This is a genomic window from Sphingomonas sp. (assembly GCF_036269755.1).
GTDB lineage: Bacteria > Pseudomonadota > Alphaproteobacteria > Sphingomonadales > Sphingomonadaceae > Sphingomonas.
Map to the genome: position 1 here is coordinate 192,347 of NZ_DATBDV010000002.1, position 18,853 is coordinate 211,199.

At 66.3% G+C, this 18,853-nt stretch carries 22 protein-coding genes; 16 read left to right on the forward strand and 6 right to left on the reverse strand.

Going from position 1 to position 18,853, the window contains the following annotated elements:
* Window positions 1-69: 69 nt before the first annotated feature.
* From hisB to VH326_RS01745, 8 genes are all read left to right on the forward strand, one after another.
* The gene (hisB, locus tag VH326_RS01710; RefSeq protein ID WP_329630060.1) at window positions 70-657 is read left to right on the forward strand and encodes an imidazoleglycerol-phosphate dehydratase HisB; all 588 of its coding nucleotides are present in this window, start codon (window positions 70-72) and stop codon (window positions 655-657) included.
* An 84-nt stretch (window positions 658-741) separates the two neighbouring features.
* Window positions 742-1,350 (forward strand): imidazole glycerol phosphate synthase subunit HisH, encoded by a 609-nt coding sequence (gene hisH, locus VH326_RS01715; RefSeq protein WP_329630061.1) that lies wholly within the window; start codon window positions 742-744, stop codon window positions 1,348-1,350.
* Window positions 1,347-2,081: a 1-(5-phosphoribosyl)-5-[(5-phosphoribosylamino)methylideneamino]imidazole-4-carboxamide isomerase gene (gene hisA, locus VH326_RS01720; protein ID WP_329630175.1), complete on the forward strand. Its 735-nt coding sequence runs from the start codon at window positions 1,347-1,349 to the stop codon at window positions 2,079-2,081. Before hisH ends, hisA begins: the two co-directional genes overlap by 4 nt.
* Window positions 2,078-2,845: an imidazole glycerol phosphate synthase subunit HisF gene (gene hisF / locus VH326_RS01725; protein WP_329630062.1), complete on the forward strand. Its 768-nt coding sequence runs from the start codon at window positions 2,078-2,080 to the stop codon at window positions 2,843-2,845. The genes hisA and hisF overlap by 4 nt, the downstream gene beginning before the upstream one ends.
* 119 nt (window positions 2,846-2,964) lie before the next feature.
* Window positions 2,965-3,171, forward strand: coding sequence for a hypothetical protein (locus VH326_RS01730; protein ID WP_329630063.1), 207 nt, complete (start codon window positions 2,965-2,967; stop codon window positions 3,169-3,171).
* A gap of 32 nt (window positions 3,172-3,203) precedes the next feature.
* Window positions 3,204-3,521 (forward strand): phosphoribosyl-ATP diphosphatase, encoded by a 318-nt coding sequence (locus tag VH326_RS01735; protein WP_329630064.1) that lies wholly within the window; start codon window positions 3,204-3,206, stop codon window positions 3,519-3,521.
* A 1-nt stretch (window position 3,522) separates the two neighbouring features.
* Window positions 3,523-3,900, forward strand: coding sequence for a histidine triad nucleotide-binding protein (locus VH326_RS01740; protein WP_329630065.1), 378 nt, complete (start codon window positions 3,523-3,525; stop codon window positions 3,898-3,900).
* 78 nt (window positions 3,901-3,978) lie between these two features.
* Window positions 3,979-5,562: an amino acid permease gene (locus VH326_RS01745; RefSeq protein ID WP_329630176.1), complete on the forward strand. Its 1,584-nt coding sequence runs from the start codon at window positions 3,979-3,981 to the stop codon at window positions 5,560-5,562.
* A gap of 69 nt (window positions 5,563-5,631) precedes the next feature.
* Here VH326_RS01745 and VH326_RS01750 read toward each other — a convergent pair whose 3' ends face one another.
* Complete coding sequence (locus VH326_RS01750; protein ID WP_329630066.1) at window positions 5,632-6,630, reverse strand: adenosine kinase; 999 nt, start codon at window positions 6,628-6,630, stop codon at window positions 5,632-5,634.
* 61 nt (window positions 6,631-6,691) lie between these two features.
* Between VH326_RS01750 and VH326_RS01755 the strand changes: the two genes are divergently transcribed.
* Complete coding sequence (locus VH326_RS01755) at window positions 6,692-7,372, forward strand: EI24 domain-containing protein (protein ID WP_329630067.1); 681 nt, start codon at window positions 6,692-6,694, stop codon at window positions 7,370-7,372.
* Complete coding sequence (locus tag VH326_RS01760) at window positions 7,369-7,740, forward strand: hypothetical protein (protein WP_329630068.1); 372 nt, start codon at window positions 7,369-7,371, stop codon at window positions 7,738-7,740. The genes VH326_RS01755 and VH326_RS01760 overlap by 4 nt, the downstream gene beginning before the upstream one ends.
* On the opposite strand, the gene queG is transcribed toward VH326_RS01760, so the two are convergent.
* Window positions 7,717-8,775 (reverse strand): tRNA epoxyqueuosine(34) reductase QueG, encoded by a 1,059-nt coding sequence (gene queG, locus VH326_RS01765; RefSeq protein WP_329630069.1) that lies wholly within the window; start codon window positions 8,773-8,775, stop codon window positions 7,717-7,719. The two genes, VH326_RS01760 and queG, sit on opposite strands and share 24 nt — an antisense overlap.
* Before the next feature lie 44 nt (window positions 8,776-8,819).
* On the opposite strand from queG, the gene VH326_RS01770 reads away from it, so the two are divergent.
* The 4 genes from VH326_RS01770 (at window position 8,820) to msrB (ending at window position 12,888) form a co-directional block, all read left to right on the forward strand.
* Window positions 8,820-9,761 carry an ABC transporter ATP-binding protein gene (locus VH326_RS01770; RefSeq protein WP_329630070.1) on the forward strand — a complete coding sequence of 314 codons (942 nt, stop codon included), beginning with the start codon at window positions 8,820-8,822 and terminating at the stop codon, window positions 9,759-9,761.
* Entirely contained in the window at window positions 9,761-10,999 is a 1,239-nt protein-coding gene (locus VH326_RS01775) for an ABC transporter permease (protein ID WP_329630071.1), read from the forward strand. The genes VH326_RS01770 and VH326_RS01775 overlap by 1 nt, the downstream gene beginning before the upstream one ends.
* Window positions 11,000-11,086: 87 nt before the next feature.
* Window positions 11,087-12,334: a cytochrome P450 gene (locus VH326_RS01780; RefSeq protein WP_414714240.1), complete on the forward strand. Its 1,248-nt coding sequence runs from the start codon at window positions 11,087-11,089 to the stop codon at window positions 12,332-12,334.
* A gap of 62 nt (window positions 12,335-12,396) precedes the next feature.
* The gene (msrB, locus tag VH326_RS01785; RefSeq protein ID WP_329630072.1) at window positions 12,397-12,888 is read left to right on the forward strand and encodes a peptide-methionine (R)-S-oxide reductase MsrB; all 492 of its coding nucleotides are present in this window, start codon (window positions 12,397-12,399) and stop codon (window positions 12,886-12,888) included.
* 179 nt (window positions 12,889-13,067) lie between these two features.
* Here the strand turns inward: msrB and VH326_RS01790 are convergent, their stop codons facing one another.
* The 3 genes from VH326_RS01790 to VH326_RS01800 all read right to left on the reverse strand — a co-directional run bounded on the left by VH326_RS01790 (window position 13,068) and on the right by VH326_RS01800 (window position 16,091).
* Complete coding sequence (locus VH326_RS01790; RefSeq protein WP_329630073.1) at window positions 13,068-13,616, reverse strand: CHAP domain-containing protein; 549 nt, start codon at window positions 13,614-13,616, stop codon at window positions 13,068-13,070.
* Window positions 13,617-13,809: 193 nt separating this feature from the next.
* Window positions 13,810-15,264 (reverse strand): MFS transporter, encoded by a 1,455-nt coding sequence (locus VH326_RS01795; RefSeq protein WP_329630074.1) that lies wholly within the window; start codon window positions 15,262-15,264, stop codon window positions 13,810-13,812.
* Entirely contained in the window at window positions 15,261-16,091 is an 831-nt protein-coding gene (locus VH326_RS01800; RefSeq protein WP_329630075.1) for an SDR family NAD(P)-dependent oxidoreductase, read from the reverse strand. Before VH326_RS01800 ends, VH326_RS01795 begins: the two co-directional genes overlap by 4 nt.
* A gap of 145 nt (window positions 16,092-16,236) precedes the next feature.
* On the opposite strand from VH326_RS01800, the gene VH326_RS01805 reads away from it, so the two are divergent.
* Both VH326_RS01805 and VH326_RS01810 read left to right on the forward strand, forming a co-directional pair.
* Entirely contained in the window at window positions 16,237-17,382 is a 1,146-nt protein-coding gene (locus VH326_RS01805; protein ID WP_329630076.1) for an acyl-CoA dehydrogenase family protein, read from the forward strand.
* Between the two features lie 16 nt (window positions 17,383-17,398).
* The gene (locus tag VH326_RS01810; RefSeq protein ID WP_329630077.1) at window positions 17,399-18,187 is read left to right on the forward strand and encodes an SDR family oxidoreductase; all 789 of its coding nucleotides are present in this window, start codon (window positions 17,399-17,401) and stop codon (window positions 18,185-18,187) included.
* On the opposite strand, the gene VH326_RS01815 is transcribed toward VH326_RS01810, so the two are convergent.
* Window positions 18,184-18,804, reverse strand: coding sequence for a retropepsin-like aspartic protease family protein (locus tag VH326_RS01815; protein WP_329630078.1), 621 nt, complete (start codon window positions 18,802-18,804; stop codon window positions 18,184-18,186). The genes VH326_RS01810 and VH326_RS01815 overlap by 4 nt on opposite strands.
* Between the last annotated feature and the right edge of the window lie 49 nt (window positions 18,805-18,853).

The following is an 18,853-nucleotide window of genomic DNA, read 5'->3' on the forward strand; positions in this document are numbered from 1 at the left end:
CCTTGGGTAGACGATGCTCGGAGCGGGTCAAGATTGCATGGCGGCCACCGCGCTCATAAGGCAACCCGAATGCGCAGTGCGACGATCAGCCGCAAGACCAGCGAGACGAGCATCGACGTCACCGTCGATCTCGACGGCACCGGGGCGTACGCGGTGTCGACCGGGATCGGCTTCTTCGATCATATGCTCGAGCAGCTTAGCCGCCATTCGCTGATCGACCTCGACGTCAAGACTGTGGGCGACCTCCACATCGACCAGCACCACACGGTCGAGGATACCGGGCTGGCGATCGGCGAGGCGGTCGCGAAGGCGCTTGGCGAGAAGCGCGGCATTCGCCGCTATGCCGACGCCTTGTCACCGATGGACGAGACACTGACGCGAGTCGCGCTCGATATTTCGGGGCGGCCGTTCCTGGTGTGGAAGGTTGAGTTCTCGCAAAAGCGCCTCGGTGAAATGGACACCGAGATGTTCGAGCATTTCTTCCACTCGTTCGCGCAGACCGCTGGAATCACGCTGCATATCGAGACGCTGTACGGCAGCAACAATCACCACATCGCCGAAAGCGCGTTCAAGGGACTGGCGCGGGCGTTGCGCGAGGCGGTCGAAGTCGATCCCCGCAAGGCAGGGGCAGTGCCGAGTACGAAGGGGATATTGTGATCCTCGTCATCCCGGCGAAGGCCGGGATCGCCGGCCGTAGCGCGCCATCGCCAGCGACCCCGGCCTTCGCCGGGGTGACGATCAATGGGTAACCTCGCGCTGATCGACTATGGCGCGGGCAATCTTCACTCGGTGGCCAACGCCTTGAGGGTCGCGGGCGCGCGCGATGTCGCGGTGACTGCCGATCCCGACGTCGTCGCGAGCGCAGACCGCATCGTCCTGCCAGGGGTCGGCGCGTTCGGCGCGTGCGCCGCGGCGTTGCGCAGTGTCGACGGCATGGTCGAAGCGCTTGAACAGCGCGTGCGGCGCGACGGCGTGCCGTTCCTCGGCATCTGCGTCGGGATGCAGTTGATGGCGGAGAGCGGTGAAGAGATGGGGACGCATGCAGGCCTCGGCTGGATGCACGGCCGCGTGAAGCATCTTGCACCCTTGGACCGTGCCGCCAAGATCCCCCACATGGGCTGGAACGACGTCCGCCCCACTGCGCCGCATCCGCTGATCGTGCCGGGCGAGGCCTATTTCCTCCACTCCTATGCATTCGAAGGCGACGACGTGATCGCCACCACCGACCACGCCGGCCCCGTCGTCGCGGCAGTCGCGCGCGATAATCTGGCCGGGGTGCAGTTCCACCCGGAAAAGAGCCAGCGTTACGGACTGGACCTGCTCGCGCGCTTCCTAGAATGGCGACCATGAGCCTGATCGTCTTCCCCGCGATCGACTTGAAGGGCGGCCAGGTCGTGCGCCTCGCCGAGGGCGATATGGATCGTGCGACGGTCTATGGCGATGACGCGGTTGCGCAAGCAATGGCATTTGCCGAGGCGGGAGCGCAGCACCTCCACATGGTCGACCTCGACGGCGCGTTCGCCGGACGGTCGGTCAATGGCGACGTGGTTCGCGCGGTGGTCGCGGCGTTTCCCGGTCACGTTCAGCTCGGCGGCGGCATCCGCGACCGCGCGGCGATCGAAGGCTGGTTGGAGGCCGGGGTATCGCGCCTGGTGATCGGCACCGCGGCGCTCGAAAACCCCGATCTGGTGCGAGACGCCGCGCGCGATTTCCCCGGCGGGATCGTCGTCGCCGTCGATGCCAAGGACGGCATGGTCGCGACTCGCGGGTGGGCCGAGGTGTCGAACGTCGAGGTCTACGATCTCGCGCGCCGCTTCGAGGATGCCGGGGTCGCCGCCTTGCTGTTCACCGATGTCGGGCGAGATGGGCTGCTCAAGGGCTGCAACGTCCAGGCGACCGTCGATCTCGCGCGGTCGGTCGACATTCCGGTGATCGCCAGCGGCGGGGTGAGCGGAATCGCCGATATCCACGTCTTGGCGCTCCACGCGCGCGACGGGATCGAGGGGGTGATCACGGGGCGCGCGCTGTACGACGGGCGGCTCGACCTCGCGACGGCGATCGCAGTGGCGGAGGCGGCGTGACCGTCCGCGCGCGTGTCATTCCCTGTCTCGACGTCGCCAACGGACGTGTCGTGAAGGGGGTGACTTTCGTCGATCTGCGCGACGCCGGCGATCCGGTCGAGCAAGCGCAGGCCTATGACGCGGCGGGGGCGGACGAGCTTTGCTTCCTCGACATCACCGCGACCCACGAAGCGCGCGGCACGATCCTCGACGTGGTGCGCCGGACGGCGGCGGTGTGCTTCATGCCGTTGACGGTCGGCGGCGGTGTGCGGTCGGTCGAGGACGCGCGCGCATTGCTGCTGGCGGGCGCCGACAAGGTCGCGGTCAATTCGGCCGCGGTGGCGCGGCCCGAACTGGTCAGCGAAATGGCCGAGCGGTTCGGCAGCCAATGCGTGGTCGCTTCGGTCGACGCTCGGCGAAAGGGCGATGGCTGGGAAGTGTTCACCCATGGCGGACGCCACCCGACCGGGATCGACGCGGTCGAGCACGCGCTGCGGCTCGCCGACCTCGGCGCCGGGGAACTGCTCGTCACCAGCATGGACCGCGACGGCACGCGCGACGGCTACGATCTCAATCTGACGCGCACGATTGCGGATCGGGTGAGCGTGCCGGTGGTGGCGTCGGGCGGGGTCGGCGGCCTCGACGATCTCGTCGCCGGCATCCGCGATGGCCATGCCAGCGCCGTGCTCGCCGCGAGCATCTTCCATTTCGGCGAAGCGAGCATTGCGGATGCGCATCGTGCGCTAGCCGCGGCCGGCATTCCAGTCCGCACAGCCTTATCCTGACCGTCATCCTGAACTTGTTTCAGGATCCATCCATCAACTGGTATGTCGTTGGGCCGTGGTGGATGCTGAAACAAGTTCAGCATGACGGAACGTTAATAGGCACGCACTAAACCCCATTCATGCGTTTCATCCGCGCCCTGCCCCTGATCCTCTTCGCCGTGCCGGCCTTCGCGCAAGTGCCGCCGCACAGTGGCGTCATCCATACGCGCAGCATGCCGGAACTCTCCGACATCGCGCTGTTCGTGATGGCGGTCGCGGGCGTCTGGCTCGCCCGCCGAGCGCTGCGCAAGCGCTTCGCCAAGCCTGCCGACGCTCCCAAGGATTGACGTCGCGCCACCGCGCGGGCAGCGCTGGCGCCATGGCCGACGACATTCTCGACCGCCTCCAGGCGACGATCACCACGCGCCGCGGCGGCGAGGCGGCCGACTCCTACACCGCCAGCCTGTTCGCCAAAGGCCGCGCGCGGATCGCGCAAAAGCTGGGCGAGGAAGCGATCGAGACGGTGATCGCCGCGACGGCGGGCGACGACGCCAAGATCGTCCCCGAGGCCGCAGACTTGCTCTATCACCTGCTCGTCCTGCTCGCCGACGCCGGCCTCACGCTCGACGACGTTCGCGCCGAACTTGCCCGGCGCGAAGGCGTGTCGGGGCATGACGAGAAACACGCGCGGAGCTGACATGCCGATCGACGCCACGCAGCCGTATGACGACCAGAACATCTTCGCGAAGATCCTGCGCGGCGAGATCCCGTCGCGGCGGGTGTATGAGGATGAGTGGGCGGTCGCGTTTCACGATATCGCGCCGCTCGCGCCGGTCCACATCCTGGTGATCCCGCGCGGAGCTTATGTGTCGTGGGACGATTTCAGCGCGAACGCGTCGGCGGAGGAGATTGCCGGGTTCGTCCGCGCGGTGGGCATCGTCGCGCGCGATCTCGGGCTGGTCGCGCCGGGCTATCGCCTGCTCGCCAATGTCGGCGGGCATGGCGGGCAGGAAGTGCCGCACCTCCACGTCCACATGTTCGGCGGTCAGCCCTTGGGAGCGATGCTCGCGCGGTAGCCGGTCGCTTAGGGGATTGCGCCCCCCGCGTTTGTGGTTAGGCTCCGCGCCAATCCAGATCCCAAGGGGGCTTTGTTCATGATTTTCGGGCGCGTTAAACCACTCGACCAGATTCTGGCGACAGCCGAGAAGAAATCTTTGCATCGATCGCTCGGTGCTTTCCAGCTGACCATGCTCGGCATCGGCGCCGTCATTGGCACCGGTATCTTCGTGCTGACCGCCACCGCGGCGCAGAAGGCCGGGCCGGGGATGATGCTGTCGTTCGTCGTCGCCGGCCTGGTCTGCGCGTTCGCAGCGCTTTGCTATTCGGAACTCGCCTCGATGGTGCCGGTGGCGGGGTCGGCCTATACCTATTCCTATGCCGTCATGGGCGAATTGCTCGCGTGGCTGGTCGGCTGGGCGCTCATCCTCGAATATGCTCTGGGAGCCAGCGCGGTCGCGGTCGGCTGGTCGGGGCATATGGTCGGGCTGCTCGATTCATTGGGGCTGCACTTACCGCATGCGCTGACGGTCGGCCCCAAGATCGAATGGGGCATCCTGAAAGGCGGCGAGGTCGGCGGGTTTCTCAACCTGCCGGCGGTGGTTATCACCGCGCTCGTCACCTGGCTGCTGGTGATCGGCACCAAGGAGAGCGCGACGGTCAATGCCGTGCTGGTCGCGATCAAGGTCGCCGCGCTGACGCTGTTTGTCATTGTCACCGTACCGATGATTTCCGGGCACGTTCCAAACTTCCACCCCTTCGTGCCGCGCGGATGGGGCAACCCCTTTGGCGGATCGGGCACCGGCGTGCTCGGTGCGGCGGCGTCGATCTTCTTCGCCTATGTCGGGTTCGACGCGGTCTCGACCGCGGCGGAAGAAACCAAGAACCCGCAACGCAACGTGCCGATCGGCCTGATCGCGTCGTTGGCGATCTGCACTATCTTCTATCTGCTGGTCGCCGGCGGCGTCATCGGTTCGTACGGCGCGCAACCGCTCATGGACCCGACCACGGGCAAGTTCTTCGTCGAAGGATCGCCCGAACTCTATGCCAGCGCGGCCTGCCATGCTGCGCACGCACCGATGGTCTGCTCGAAGGAAGCCTTGGCCTATATCGGACGCGAGGTGTCGTCGCCCATCGTCGGACAATTGATCGGGCTCGCCGCTACGATCGCGCTGCCTTCGGTCGTGCTGCTGATGATGTTCGGCCAGACCCGCATCTTCTTCGTGATGGCTCGCGACGGCCTGCTCCCGAACAAGCTGTCGGCGGTCCACCCGAAGTATCGGACACCGTGGATCGTGACGATCGTGACGGGAACGGTGGTGGCGATCTGCGCCGCCTTCCTGCCGGTCGGGACGCTGGCGGACTATTCCAACTCGGGGACTTTGTTCGCCTTTGCCTGCGTGTCGCTGGGCGTGATGATCCTGCGCGTGACCGACAAGTCGCGACATCGCCCATTCCGCACGCCGTTGCTGTGGGTAATCGCGCCGCTTTCGATCTTCGGCTGCGTCGTGCTGTTTATCAGCCTCAACCGAGCGTCGCAGATGGTGTTCTTCGTTTGGACCGTGATCGGGCTGATCTTTTACTTCCTCTATGGATACCGGAAGAGCCATGTCGGGCGTGGCATCATCGATGTCGTGGACGATCCGGCGATGATGCCGGAAACGGCCAGGCCGCTCGAGTAATCCGGCGTCCGGACAAACAAAAAGGCCGGGGATCGCTCCCCGGCCTTTTTTGTTGTCGGAGGCGAAGGCTCAGCCGAGCTTTTCGGCCACCAGCGCCTTGATGTCCGCGACCGGCCGCGGGCCGATGTGCGAGATGCATTCGGCGGCGCAGATCGCGCCCATGCGCAACGAGGTTTCGAGGTCGCGGCCCTGCGCCTGCCCAGCAAGGAACCCGGCCGCGAACAAGTCGCCCGCACCCGTCGTATCGACCACCTGGTCGATCGCCTCCGCAGGCACGCGGGCGTGCTCGTCGCCCTCGTGCGCCTCGGCGCCAGCCGGTCCATGTGTGCAGACGAGCGTCGGGACGCGCACCGCCAGCGCGGCGACCGCGGCGGCGATATCCTCATTCTGCATCATCGCGCGCACTTCATTGTCGTTGGCGAACAGCAGGTCGATCTGTCCGGCGTCGATCAGCGCGAAGAATTCGTCGCGATGCCCTTCGACGACGAACACATCGGACAATGTCAGCGCGACCTTGCGCCCGGCGTCGCGGGCAATGCCGATCGCGCGCTTCATCGCATCGCGCGATTGCTCGGCGTTCCACAGATAGCCTTCGAGATAGAGGATACCCCCCGCCGCGATGGTCTCGGCATCGACCGCGGCTTCGGGCAGGAACTGCGCGGCGCCAAGGAAGGTGTTCATCGTCCGCTGCCCGTCCGGCGTGATCAGCACGAGACAACGCCCGGTCGGCTCGCCGCCGGTCGCCGCCGGAGTGGTGAAATGCACGCCGAGCGCCTGGACGTCGTGCGCGAAAACCTGGCCCAGCTGATCGTCGGCGACCTGGCCGATGAAACCGCACGGCTGGCCCAGCGCCGCGAGCCCGGCAATGGTGTTCGCCGCCGACCCGCCCGACACTTCGCGCCCCGGCCCCATCCGCGCATAGAGCGCATCGGCGGCGGCGGGATCGAAGATCAGCTGCATCGATCCCTTGGTCATGCCCTCCGCCGCAAGGAACTCGTCGGTCGATTGCGACAGGATATCGACGATCGCATTGCCGATCGCGACCACGTCAAACTTTGGGTTGGTCAAACTGAAGTCTCCGGGAAAAGGGTTGGCCGCCCCCTACGCACCTCGCTACACGCACGCAACGATGATCCGCGCGTTGTTCCTGTCGCTCGGCGACCTCGCCGATCCCGCGATCCTGCGCATCTTCGCCAAGTCGATCGCAGCTACCCTGGTCGTGTTCGTGGCGCTGGGCGCGGGCCTGTGGTTCGCGACGCGCTGGCTGGTGATCGACCAGCTCGACTGGGGAGAGACCGCCGGCACGCTCGCCGCGATCAGCGGTTTTCTGGCGATGCTCCTGTTCGGATGGGTGCTGTTCCGGGCGATTGCGATCGCGGTGATCTGGCTGTTCGGGGACGAGATCGTCGTCGCGGTCGAGCGGCGGCATTACCCGGCGGCGCTGGCGAGCCCGCGCGGTGTGTCGAGGCCGCGGTCGCTTGCGCTGGGCTTGCGCTCCGCGGGTCGGGCCATGATCGTCAACGTGGCGCTCGCGCCGCTATACGTGGTGTTGCTGGTGACGGGGTTCGGCACGCCGTTGCTATTCTATGCGTCAAACGGCTGGCTGCTCGGCGCGGACCTTGGCGAGATGGTCGCGGCGCGGCACATGACGCAGGTCGAGATGAAGGCATGGTACCGGGCTACACGCTGGACGCGCTGGGACTTGGGCGTATTGGTCGCCGCACTGCTCAGCGTGCCGTTGGTAAACTTGATCGCGCCGATCCTGGGCGTGGCGGTGGCGACGCATCTGTTTCACAGGAGGACGGCATGAATCGGGCGATAGTGGCGATGGCGAGCAGCCTGCTACTCGCTGGGTGCGGCGGCACGATGGCGCGGCCGGCGACCCCCGCGACGGCCGCGCGGCCCGCACCGATGAGCAGCGTCGGGCTCGACCGCGTGATGGGGCAGACCGCCACCGAACTGACGCGCACCTTCGGCACGCCCGATGCCGATATCCGCGAGGGCACAGCGCGCAAGCTGCAGTTCCAGGGGCCGATTTGCGTGCTCGATACCTATCTCTATCCCAAGGCGGGGCGTGAGCCCATCGTCACTTACGTCGATGCGCGCCAGCCCGACGGCCGCCCGATCGACCGCGCGAGTTGCGTTGCTGCGCTGTCACGCCGGAACGGCGGAAAGTAGCCGATCGAGCGCCCAGCCCGCCGCGTCGCGTACAACGTCGGACGGGTCGTCGAGCAACCCACGCAGCGTTGGCACGAACCGCGCGTCACCGCTGTTGCCCGCCGCATAGGCGGCGTTGCGCACCATGCGGTCGCGGCCGATGCGCTTGATCGGCGACCCGGCGAAGACCTGGCGGAACCCGGCATCGTCGAGCGCGAGCAAACTGGCGAGATCGGGCGCGACCAGTTCGGCGCGCGGCAGGAAGGCGCGGTTGGCGGCGGCGGCATCGGCGAACTTGTTCCACGGGCACACCGCGAGGCAATCGTCGCAGCCGTAGATTCGGTTGCCGAGCGCGGCGCGAAATTCCTCGGGCACCGGCCCCTTGTGCTCGATCGTCAGATACGAAATGCAGCGCCGCGCATCGAGCCGATACGGCGCGGGAAAGGCATCGGTCGGGCACGCGCGCTGGCAAGCATCGCACGACCCGCAGGTCGAGGTCCGTGCCGGATCGGGCGCGAGGTCGAGCGTCGTGTAGATCGCACCGAGGAACAGCCAGCTGCCATGGGTCCGGCTGACCAGATTGGTGTGCTTGCCCTGCCACCCCAGCCCCGCCGCCTCCGCCAGCGGCTTTTCCATCACCGGTGCGGTATCGACGAACACCTTGAGGTCGCTGCCCGGCGCTTCCGCGACGATCCACCGCGCGAGCGCCTTGAGCGTACGTTTGACCAGATCGTGATAGTCGGACCCTTGCGCATAGACAGAGATCCGCCCGCGATCGCCCTGCCCCTCCAGCGCCAACGGATCGCGCCCGGGCGCATAGCTCATGCCGAGCGCGATCACGCTTTTCACCTCGGGCCAAAGCGCGGCCGGCGCGGCGCGGTGATGCGCGCGATCCTCCATCCAGATCATGTCGCCGTGCGCGCCTTCGGCCAACCATTGCCGCAGCCGCTCGCCAGCCAGCGGCGCGGCGTCGGCGCGCGCGATCCCGGCTGCGGCGAAACCCAGCCTTAACGCCTCCGCCTTCAGTCGGTCCTCGAATGGCTTGTCTTGGTGCACACCGCCCCGCTACCACGATTGGCAAGAACAAGGGGATAGGTCGCGTGTCACAATCTCTGGCGATTAGCGCCACCGGGCTCGTCAAGAAATTCGGCGGGCGGCGAGTGGTCGATGGGGTCGACCTGCAAGTCCCGGCGGGGACGATCTACGGCGTGCTTGGCCCCAACGGCGCTGGCAAGACGACGACGTTGCGCATGCTGCTCGGCATCATCGAGCCCGACGAGGGTAGCCGCAAGCTGTTGGGCTTCGACCATCCGCGCGATGGCAGCGACCAGGTCGGCTACCTGCCCGAAGAACGCGGACTCTATCCGGCGATGAAGGCGCGCGAGGCGATCGCGTTCATGGGCGCGTTGCGCGGGCTGCCCTGGAGTGTCGGGCGCAAGCGTGCGGTGACGCTGATGGAGCAAGCGGGGCTCGGCTATGCGGTCGACAGCAAGATCCGTAAGTTGTCGAAGGGGATGGCGCAGCTCGTCCAATTGCTCGGGTCGGTGGTGCACCAGCCGGACCTTCTGGTGCTCGACGAGCCATTCTCGGGGCTCGACCCGGTCAACCAGGAAAATCTCGAAAAGCTGATCCGCGCCGAGCAAGCGCGCGGTGCGACCGTGCTGTTTTCGACGCACGTCATGGCGCATGCCGAGCGTTTGTGCGACCGGCTGGCGATCATCGCCGGGGGCAAGCGGCGTTTCGAAGGCACCGTCGGCGACGCACGCGGGCGGTTGCCGATGCAGGCGCACTACACGCCCGAACGGGACGACCCGGCGATCGCCGGCATCCTTCCCGGCGAGGCGCGGCATAACGGGCGCGAATGGGTGTTCCCAGTGCCCGATGGCGGGATCGAGGCGATGCTGCGGTTGCTGACTCAATCGGGCTATGGCGTCGCCGGACTGTCGATCGAGCGGCCGAGCCTCCACGACGCGTTCGTCGAGATCGTCGGCGCCAAGGCACTGGCCGACGCCGAAGCCGCAATGCTGACGGAGGCCGCGTGATGACCCTCGGCAAGCTCCGCCGCTCGCTCCGCCAGGCGATGACCGTCGCGCGCCGCGACTTCATGGCAACGGTGTTCGCGCCGACCTTCCTGATCTTCCTCCTTTCGCCGCTGCTCACGATCGGGTTCGGCGCGGCGGGCGGGTTTGGCGCGTCGACGATGGCGCAGAGCGCGATCGAGCGCAGCCGGCTGGTCGTGCTGACCGCGCCCGGCGAAAGCGCACCGATCACCACTGCCGACCAGCAGTTGCGCGGCATGTTCGGCCGCGAAGACGCACCGCCGCCGATCGAGTTTCGCACCCCCGACGCCAACCCCGGCGCGCAAGCGCGCGCGTTGATAGGCAGCCGCGAAGGCAATGTCGACGCCGTGCTCTACGGCCCGCTCGCCAAGCCGCACATCCTCTATGGCAACCATGCCGACAACGAGGCGAATTACCTCGCGACGATCGCGGAGCAAGTTGTGCGCACGCAACGGATCGGATCGTCCGCGCCGCTCAGCGTTCCGATCAAGACCCGGATCGCCCAGACTCAGGTCACCGTTACCGGGCATACCACTGCGGCGATGTTCGCGGTGATGGCGATCTTCCTGCTGACGCTGTTCCTGTCCGGCCTCACGATCGGGACGATGGCAGAGGAGCGCAACAACAAGGTGATCGAGGTGCTCGCCGCCGCCGTGCCGCTCGAATCGGTGTTTCTCGGCAAGCTGATCGGGATGTTTGGGGTGGCGTTGCTGTTCGTCGGCTTCTGGGGAACCGTCGCCAGCCAGATCACCAGCCTCCTGCCCCCAGGCATGGCGGCGGGGCTGGCGCAAGTCGCGCCGGCGGCGGGCAAGCTGATGTTCGCATTACTGTTCCTGATCTATTTCGTGATGTCGTATTTGCTCTTCGGCGCGGCGTATTTGATCCTCGGCGCGCAAGCCTCGACGCAGCGCGAGCTACAGATGATGTCGCTGCCGATGACGCTCGTCCAGATGGGCATGGTCGGGATGTCGACGGCGGCGGCGGCGAGTCCCGGTAGCCCGGTCGCGTGGATCGCTGCGATCTTTCCGTTCAGCTCGCCGATGGCGATGGCGGCACAGGCCGCGAACTCGCCGTCGCTGTGGCCGCATCTGATCGCAATCCTATGGCAGCTGCTTTGGGTGTCGGTCGTGATCTCGCTCGGCGCAAGTTGGTTCCGGCGCGGCGTGCTCAAGTCGGGCGGCGGCCCAAAGCGCCGCCGGTCGCAGCCGGCTACCGCTTGACCGCCGCACTATTGACATCGTTGTAAGTATAGGGTTCGTTGAACCCGAGGGAGAGTGGGCATGGCGACTCAATCGCAGGAATCGATCATGGACCTGGTGGCGAGCGCGCCGGCGATGAAATACGAAGGTCCGGTCGATCCGCTCGATGTCAGCCGCGCCGAGCTCTATCGCGACGACGTGTGGCAGGCGCCATTCAAGCAGCTCCGCGCGACGTCGCCGGTGCACAAGGTCGAGCACTCCGACTTCGGCCCCTATTGGTCGATCTCGACCTACAAGCCGATCCTGGAAGTCGAATCGCTCCCCGAAATCTTCTCGTCCGAAGCGGGCGGCATCACGATCGCCGACTTCCTGCCCGAGAGCGACATCAAGATGCCGATGTTCATCGCGATGGACCGGCCCAAGCATACCGGCCAGCGCCGCACCGTCGCCCCCGCCTTCACGCCGAGCGAGATGGTGCGGATGAAGGAGGACATCGTTCGCCGTACCGCCGAGGTTCTCGACACGCTCGAATATGGCAAGGAATTCGACTGGGTCGACACCGTGTCGATCGAGCTGACCACGCAAATGCTCGCGTTGCTGTTCGACTTTCCGTGGGAAGACCGGCGCAAGCTGACCTTCTGGTCGGACTGGGCAGGCGACATCGAGCTGGTCAAGACGCCCGAGCTTCGCGCCGAGCGGCTGACCCACATGTTCGAATGCGGCGCCTATTTCCAGAAATTGTGGAACGAGAAGGTCGGCAAGGAACCGACCCCCGACCTGATCAGCATGATGATCCATTCGGACGCGATGGCCGAGATGGACCAGTACGAGTTCCTCGGCAATCTCATCCTGCTGATTGTCGGCGGCAACGATACGACGCGCAACTCGATGAGCGCCGCGGCCTACGGCCTCGACCTGTTCCCCGACGAGCGCGCCAAGCTCGAGGCCGACCCGTCGCTGATCCAGAATGCTGTGCAGGAAATCGTCCGCTGGCAGACCCCGCTCGCGCATATGCGGCGCACCGCCACGCAGGATTACGAACTGGGCGGGCAGCAGATCAAGCAAGGAGACAAGCTCGCGCTCTGGTATCTATCGGCCAATCGCGACGAGAGCGTATTCGGCGACGATGCCGACCGGATCGTGGTCGATCGCCCCAATGCGCGGCGTCACCTCTCATTCGGGCACGGCATCCACCGCTGCGTCGGCGCTCGGCTTGCCGAACTGCAGATCAGCGTGCTGCTCGAGGAAATGGCCAAGCGCCGGATGCGGGTCAACGTGGTCGGCGAGCCGACTCGCGTATCGGCCTGCTTCGTCCACGGCTATCGCAAGCTGCCGGTCGAGATCAGCAAGTACTGATCGCCCCTATGGGGTAACCAAATGCATCCGCCGTTCGTATCTAGCGACGACGGAGACCGAGCATGACGAATCGACGCGAATTCCTGACCCTGGCTGGCGCAGGCGCTGCCAGCGTGGTGCTGTTCGGCTGCAGCTCAGCGCCGGCGCAGCCACCCGAAAAGTTCCAGGTGACGATGAGCGACGCGGCGTGGCGCAAGAAATTGGGGCCTGCGTCGTACGAGGTGCTGCGCCACGCCGACACCGAGCGGCCCTATTCGAGCCCGCTCAACGACGAGCACCGCACCGGCATCTTCTCATGCAAGGGCTGCGCGCTGCCGCTCTATTCGTCCAAGACCAAGTTCGACAGCGGCACCGGCTGGCCAAGCTTCTGGGCGCCGCTGCCCAATGCGGTGCGCACGGGGAGCGACGGATCGTTCGGCATGTCGCGCACCGAAGTCCATTGCCGCCGCTGCGGCGGGCATCTCGGCCACGTGTTCGACGACGGCCCGAAGCCGACGGGCAAGCGCTATTGCATGAACGGGCTGGCGATGAATTTCACGCCGGGAAGGGCGTAAGGCCGAAAATCTCTCCCTTGACGGGAGAGGATAGCGAAGCTTGGCAGCTTGCTGCCTAGCGCAGCTTGGAGAGGGTGAGACGCGAGGCGCTTGCTTGACGCTCCACCCTCTCAACTTCGACTAAGCCGCTGCGCGGCAAGTCTACGTATCCTCTCCCGTCAAGGGAGGGGAGTAGATTGTCAGTCCCGCACGCCGATCATCCGGCCGCCGCCGGTCAGGCTCGCCATTTCGACCTTGGGGGCGCTGGCGGCGGCGAACTGGTCGGTGCCGGGCTTGCCGTCGGCGTAGATGAAGCCATTGGTCGGATAGACGGTGGTGCCGAGCCCGCCCTGCGGACCGTACCACACCTTGACCTCACTCCAGTCGCCCGCCGCCGAGACGTCGACCGCACGCGCGCTATATTCGACGCCACCGCGACGCGACCAATTGGCATGGTTGAGCAGGACTTCGCGATCGCTCACCACCGCCGCGACGGTGGCGACATGACCGAGCCGCATATGGCTGCTCGAGCGGAACGACAGCACCGCGCCGACCTCGGGCGTGTTGCCGCGATCGTACTTGCCGGCAGCTTGCGACCACCAGGTATCGGCATTGCCGAAAATCTGGATGCCCGACACTTCGCGGGCATAAGGCGCGCACTGCCAGAACCGCGCTTGCGCGGGAACCACCGTCACCAGGACGCACGACAACACCAGCGCGAATCGCGCTGCGAAAACAACGAATTTCATGGGACCCCCCAAAAGGTCGCTTCGAACTATGGATTGTGCGTTAGGGGGCGAATTCCGGGGTGGAAACCCCAGCGGTAGGACGAATGGAACCTTTCACGACGAACGGTGTTGCCGCGCCGACGAGTGCCCCAAATAGCCGTTAAGCCCAGCCCGCTTCGCCTGTGCTGGGCCGCGAAATCGGTGCCGAATTGCCTCAGTCGGTGATGTGCGGCGCGCCCTCGCGCTCGGCTGCCGCCAGCCCACTCAGCCGCGCCTCATGCTCGGCGCGCCCGAACGGAAACCGCGTGAACATGAACGCCGCCGACATTGCCAGCGCCAGGTAAATGAGGATGAACATCAGGATGAGATTGTCGATCTTGCCCGCAGGCGCGGTCGCGGGATCGATCTTGTCCTGAAGCCCTGCGAGCGCCAGGATGGTGCCGGCGACGGCGATGCCGAGCCCCGACGTGCATTTCTGGACGAAGAACGATCCGGCGAAGAACACGCCTTCGTTGCGGCGCCCGGTGCGCGCCTGCGATTCCTCGACGACATCGGCCATCATCGACGCGCCGAGGATGAACGACGACACGTTGAGCGCGGTCGACAGCGCGAAGATCGGGTAGAGTACCATGACCCGCACGTCACCCGGCGGCGGCAGCACGTGCGCGAACCGCATCACATAGGGCAGCATGTGGAACAGCGTGCCGGCGACGATGAAGGCGCAGGCGGCGCGCGGCTTGCTGGTGTTGCGCCCCAGCCGCGGCGCGACCACGAACGCCGCGCCGGCCCCGACGAACAGCGTTAGCGGCAGCAGCTTGAGCGCGCCCGGCCCGAGCTGCCAGGCATAAGCGTAGAAGTAATTGGCCAGCGCGTAGCTGATCCCCTGATTGGTATAGGCGCACACGCCCGCCAGGATCAGCACCAGGAAGCCGCGATTGTTGATCGTCTGGAACAGCTCGCGCAGAACCGCGCCGATCGATTGCTGCCGGCTCTCGACCTGCGGCAGCCGGCGGATCTCGCCGTGCGTGCCCAGCGCCGAGACCAGGATCGCCGCGACCATCAGCACTGCCGAGGCGATTGCGAGGTTGTGGTAGCCGTTGGGGTTGAACAGTCCGTTGGGATAATCGGGCCGCGCCGTCAGCAGCACGCCGTAAGCGAGAAGCACAATGCTCAGCCCCCCTGCCCAGCCGAACAGATAGCGGTAGGCGGTGACTCGCGTGCGCTCGTCATAGTCGGTGGTCAGCTCAGGCGTCAGCGCCTGGCTCGGCACTTCGAAGCAGCTCACCGCGCTGCGCACGATCACCGCGGTCACGAACAGCCAGCCGAGCCGGAAGGCTTCGCTCCCCGCGGGCGGGTTCCATAACAGCAGCCACCCGATCGCGATCGGCAACGCGGACGCGTACATCCATGGGTGCCGCCGTCCCCAGCGGCTGCGCGTGCGATCGGACAGCACGCCGACCATCGGATCGATGAAGGCGTCGAGCACCAACGCGGCCATGATCACCAACCCGACCCTGAACGAATTCAGGCCGAGCACTTGGTTGTAATAGATCAGCAGAAAGGTACCGAACGCCGCATCCTTCGCGCCATAGGCGACCGACCCGAACCCGTAAGCGAGCGTGACCGCGTTCGACAGCCGCCGCCGGACCGGAACGACGATCCCGCTCATGCCGACGCCGCCTGCAGCGCATCGAACAGCCCCGGCACCTGCTCGTCCCAGCTTGCGCGCGTGCCGATCAGCATCCCCCCGTCAACCAGGATGTGCGTGCCGGTCACGAAGGCCGCCTCCTCGCTGGCGAGGAAGGCCACCGCCGCGGCGATGTCCTCCGGCCGGCCGGCGCGCTGCACCGGCTGCGCCTTGGCAGCGGTCGCTGCGATCATCGCGTTGGCCTGGTCGCGCACTGCCCCCTCCAGCCCGAGCGCGGAGGTGAAGATGTTGGTGGTGATGAACCCCGGCACCACGGCGTTGACGCGGATCTTGTGCCTAGCAAGGTCGGCAGCGGCCATCTTGGTGAGGTGGAGCACGCCGGCCTTGGCGGTCGAATAAGCGGTCGGCGCGTAGCCCGACCCGAGCGCCGACACCGACGAGGTGTTGACGATCGCGCCGCCCCCGCGCTTCGCGATGAGCGGCGCGGCATACCGGATGCCGAGCGCGACCGACCGCAGTAGCAGCGCCATCGTGCGGTCCCAGTCGTCGGGCGAAATCTCGTCGATCTTGTCGCGCGATCCCGCGGCGCCGGCATTGTTGAACACCACGTCGAGGCCGCCTGCGGCGTCGGCGGCAGCCATCAAGGCCTCGATCTCGGCGGCTTGAGTCACGTCGGTACGTTGGAAGCGGATCCGGCCGTTGGAGGTTTCGGCGAGCGCCTGGCCACCCGCCACATCCAGGTCCCCGACCAGGACTTCGGCGCCTTCCTCGGCGAGCCGAAGCGCGGTCGCGCGGCCGATGCCCGACGCGCCGCCGGTGACGACCGCACGCTTGCCCTGGAAACGCATTCAACTCTCCCGCCCGGATTTTTTTGGCAGCATAGAGGGGGTGGAAACCGGGTCAATCGGACTTTTCGAATTTCGGGTTTGGAAGCGCTTGCCGCGGAAGCGTTGCCAATCTACCAAATCGCCGCACCGGTCTCAGGAGATTAGGATGGCGCTCGACGCCGAAACCTTCGACGCGCTGATCGATACCGTCCGCCGGTTCGTCGCGGGACGGCTCCGCCCGCTCGAGGCGGAGGTCGAGGCGAACGATGCGATTCCCGACGACGTGGTGCGCGAAATGCGTGAGATGGGGCTGTTCGGCCTTTCCATCGGTGAGGATTATGGCGGGCTCGGGCTGACGATGCTCGAGGAGGCGAAGGTCGCGATCGAGCTCGGCCGCACCACGCCTGCTTTCCGATCGACCTTCGGCACCAATGTCGGGATCGGCAGCCAGGGCCTCGTGATGGCCGGCAACGACGCGCAGAAGGCCGAATGGCTGCCCCGGATCGCGAGCGGCGAGGTGATCACAAGCTTCGCGCTCACCGAGCCCGACGTCGGCAGCGATTCCGGCGCGGTGAAGACCAAGGCGGTGTGGGACGGGCAGGCCTACCGACTGTCGGGCACCAAGCGCTTCATCACCAACGCCGACAAGGCCGACCTGTTCACCGTGATGGCGCGCACGGGCGACGATCCCGGCGCGCGCGGCGTCTCCGCCTTCCTCGTCCCGCGCGACCTGGCCGGCGTGTCGATCGGCGAGCCCGAGAAGAAGATGGGGCAGAAGGGCGCGAAGGTCGCCGACGTGATCTTCGACGACGTGATCGTGCCGGTCGAGAACCGGCTTGGCGCCGAGGGCGAAGGCTTCAAGATCGCGATGCGTGTGCTCGACCGCGGGCGGCTGCACATCAGTGCGGTGTGCGTCGGCGTCGCGGAGCGGCTGATCGCCGACTGCGTGGTGTATGCGACCGAGCGCAAGCAGTTCGGAAAAGCCATCGCCGAGCATCAGCTGATCCAGGGCATGATCGCCGATTCGAAGACCGAAGCTTTGGTCGCGCGCGCGATGGTGCTGCAGACTGCGGCGGCCAAGGATGCCGGCAAGGATGTCGTGCTCGAATCCGCCGCCGCGAAGTATTTCGCCAGCGAGATGGTCGGCCGAGTCGCGGACCGCGCGGTGCAAATCTATGGCGGCGCCGGCTATATCGCCGATTACGGGATCGAACGGCTGTACCGCGACGTCCGATTGTTCCGCATCTACGAAGGCACCAGCCAGATCCAGCAGATCATCATCGCCCGCGAGACGATCAAGCGGGGTGGATAATCATCGGGAGTAAGATATGGACACGAGCAAGCTTTTCAGCCTCGAAGGGCGCGTCGCGCTCATCACCGGCGGGTCGCGTGGCATCGGCAAGATGATCGCCGAAGGCTATATCGCCCAGGGCGCCAAGGTCTACATCTCGTCGCGCAAGGCGCCTGCATGCGAAGAGACCGCGGCCGAGCTCGGCCCCAATTGCATTCCGCTTCCCGAAGACGTTTCGACCGTCGAGGGATGCCGCTCGCTCGCCGCGAAGATGGCAGAGCACGAGGACCACCTCGACATCCTCGTCAACAATGCCGGCGCGGCGTGGGGCGTGCCGTTCGAGGAATTCCCCGAAAGCGGTTGGGACAAGGTGATGAACCTCAACGTCAAATCGCCGTTCTTCCTGACCCAGGCGCTACACGGCATGCTCAAACAGCGGGCGAGCTACGATGCGCCGTCCAAGGTCATCAACATCACTTCGATCGACGGCTTGCGGCTGAATCCATGGGAGACGTACAGCTATCACGCCTCCAAGTCGGCGCTGATCTATCTCACCAAGCGGATGGCGGCGCGGCTGATCGAGGACGGCATCATCGTGACGAGCCTCGCCCCCGGCGCGTTCGCCAGCGAGATGAACCGCGCCGCGCGCGACCATGGCGACGAGGTTGCCAAGGGCATCCCGATGCGCCGCATCGGCACGCCTGAAGACATGGCGGGCGCCGCGATCTTCCTCGCATCCCGCGCGTCGGACTATGTCGTCGGCGACACGCTGGTGGTCGATGGCGGGCTGGTCAACGCACAAGTCGGAACGTCGATCGACGCCTAGCTGGCGGATTGCGGGTGGTTGGGCGTCAGGATCAGCGTCCGCCCTTCGACTCGCCAGCTCTTGAGCCGCGACAGGAAGTTCATCCCGACGACGTCCATGTCGCCAAACGCCGGCGAGGTGACGATCGGCAAGTCGCGCGCGACGATGTTGCCGATGCGCAGTTCGGGCACCGTCGCGGTCTGCGCGCGGATCGACCCGTTGGCGGTCTGGATGATCATCGGGAACGGGCTGTTGGCGGCTTCGATCCCCGCCGCGCTCGCGGTCTCGGTCGACAAAGCGGTGACGGTCGCGCCGCTGTCGACCAGCATCCGCCGCTCGACCTGACCGAACTTGACGGCGACCCAGAAATGGCCATCGCTCGCCATCGGGATCCGCGTCTCCTTGCCGACCACGGCCTGATCCTGATCGAGGTGGAGGAACTTGGCGACTCGCGCGAACGCCGGATCGAACCGCCCGCGCTCGCCGATCAGCATCACCGCCAGCCCGATCCCGCCGACCATCAGCGCAAACGAGACGATCTGCCCCACCAAGCGAAACCGCCGCGCGAGCAGCAGCACCACGACGACGCCCGCGATCAGCAGATAGAGCGGCACCGATCCCGCGAACCCGTCAGCCATGCGCCTGCCCTGCCATGCCGCAGATGTATGGCGGCTGACGCGGTTTCGC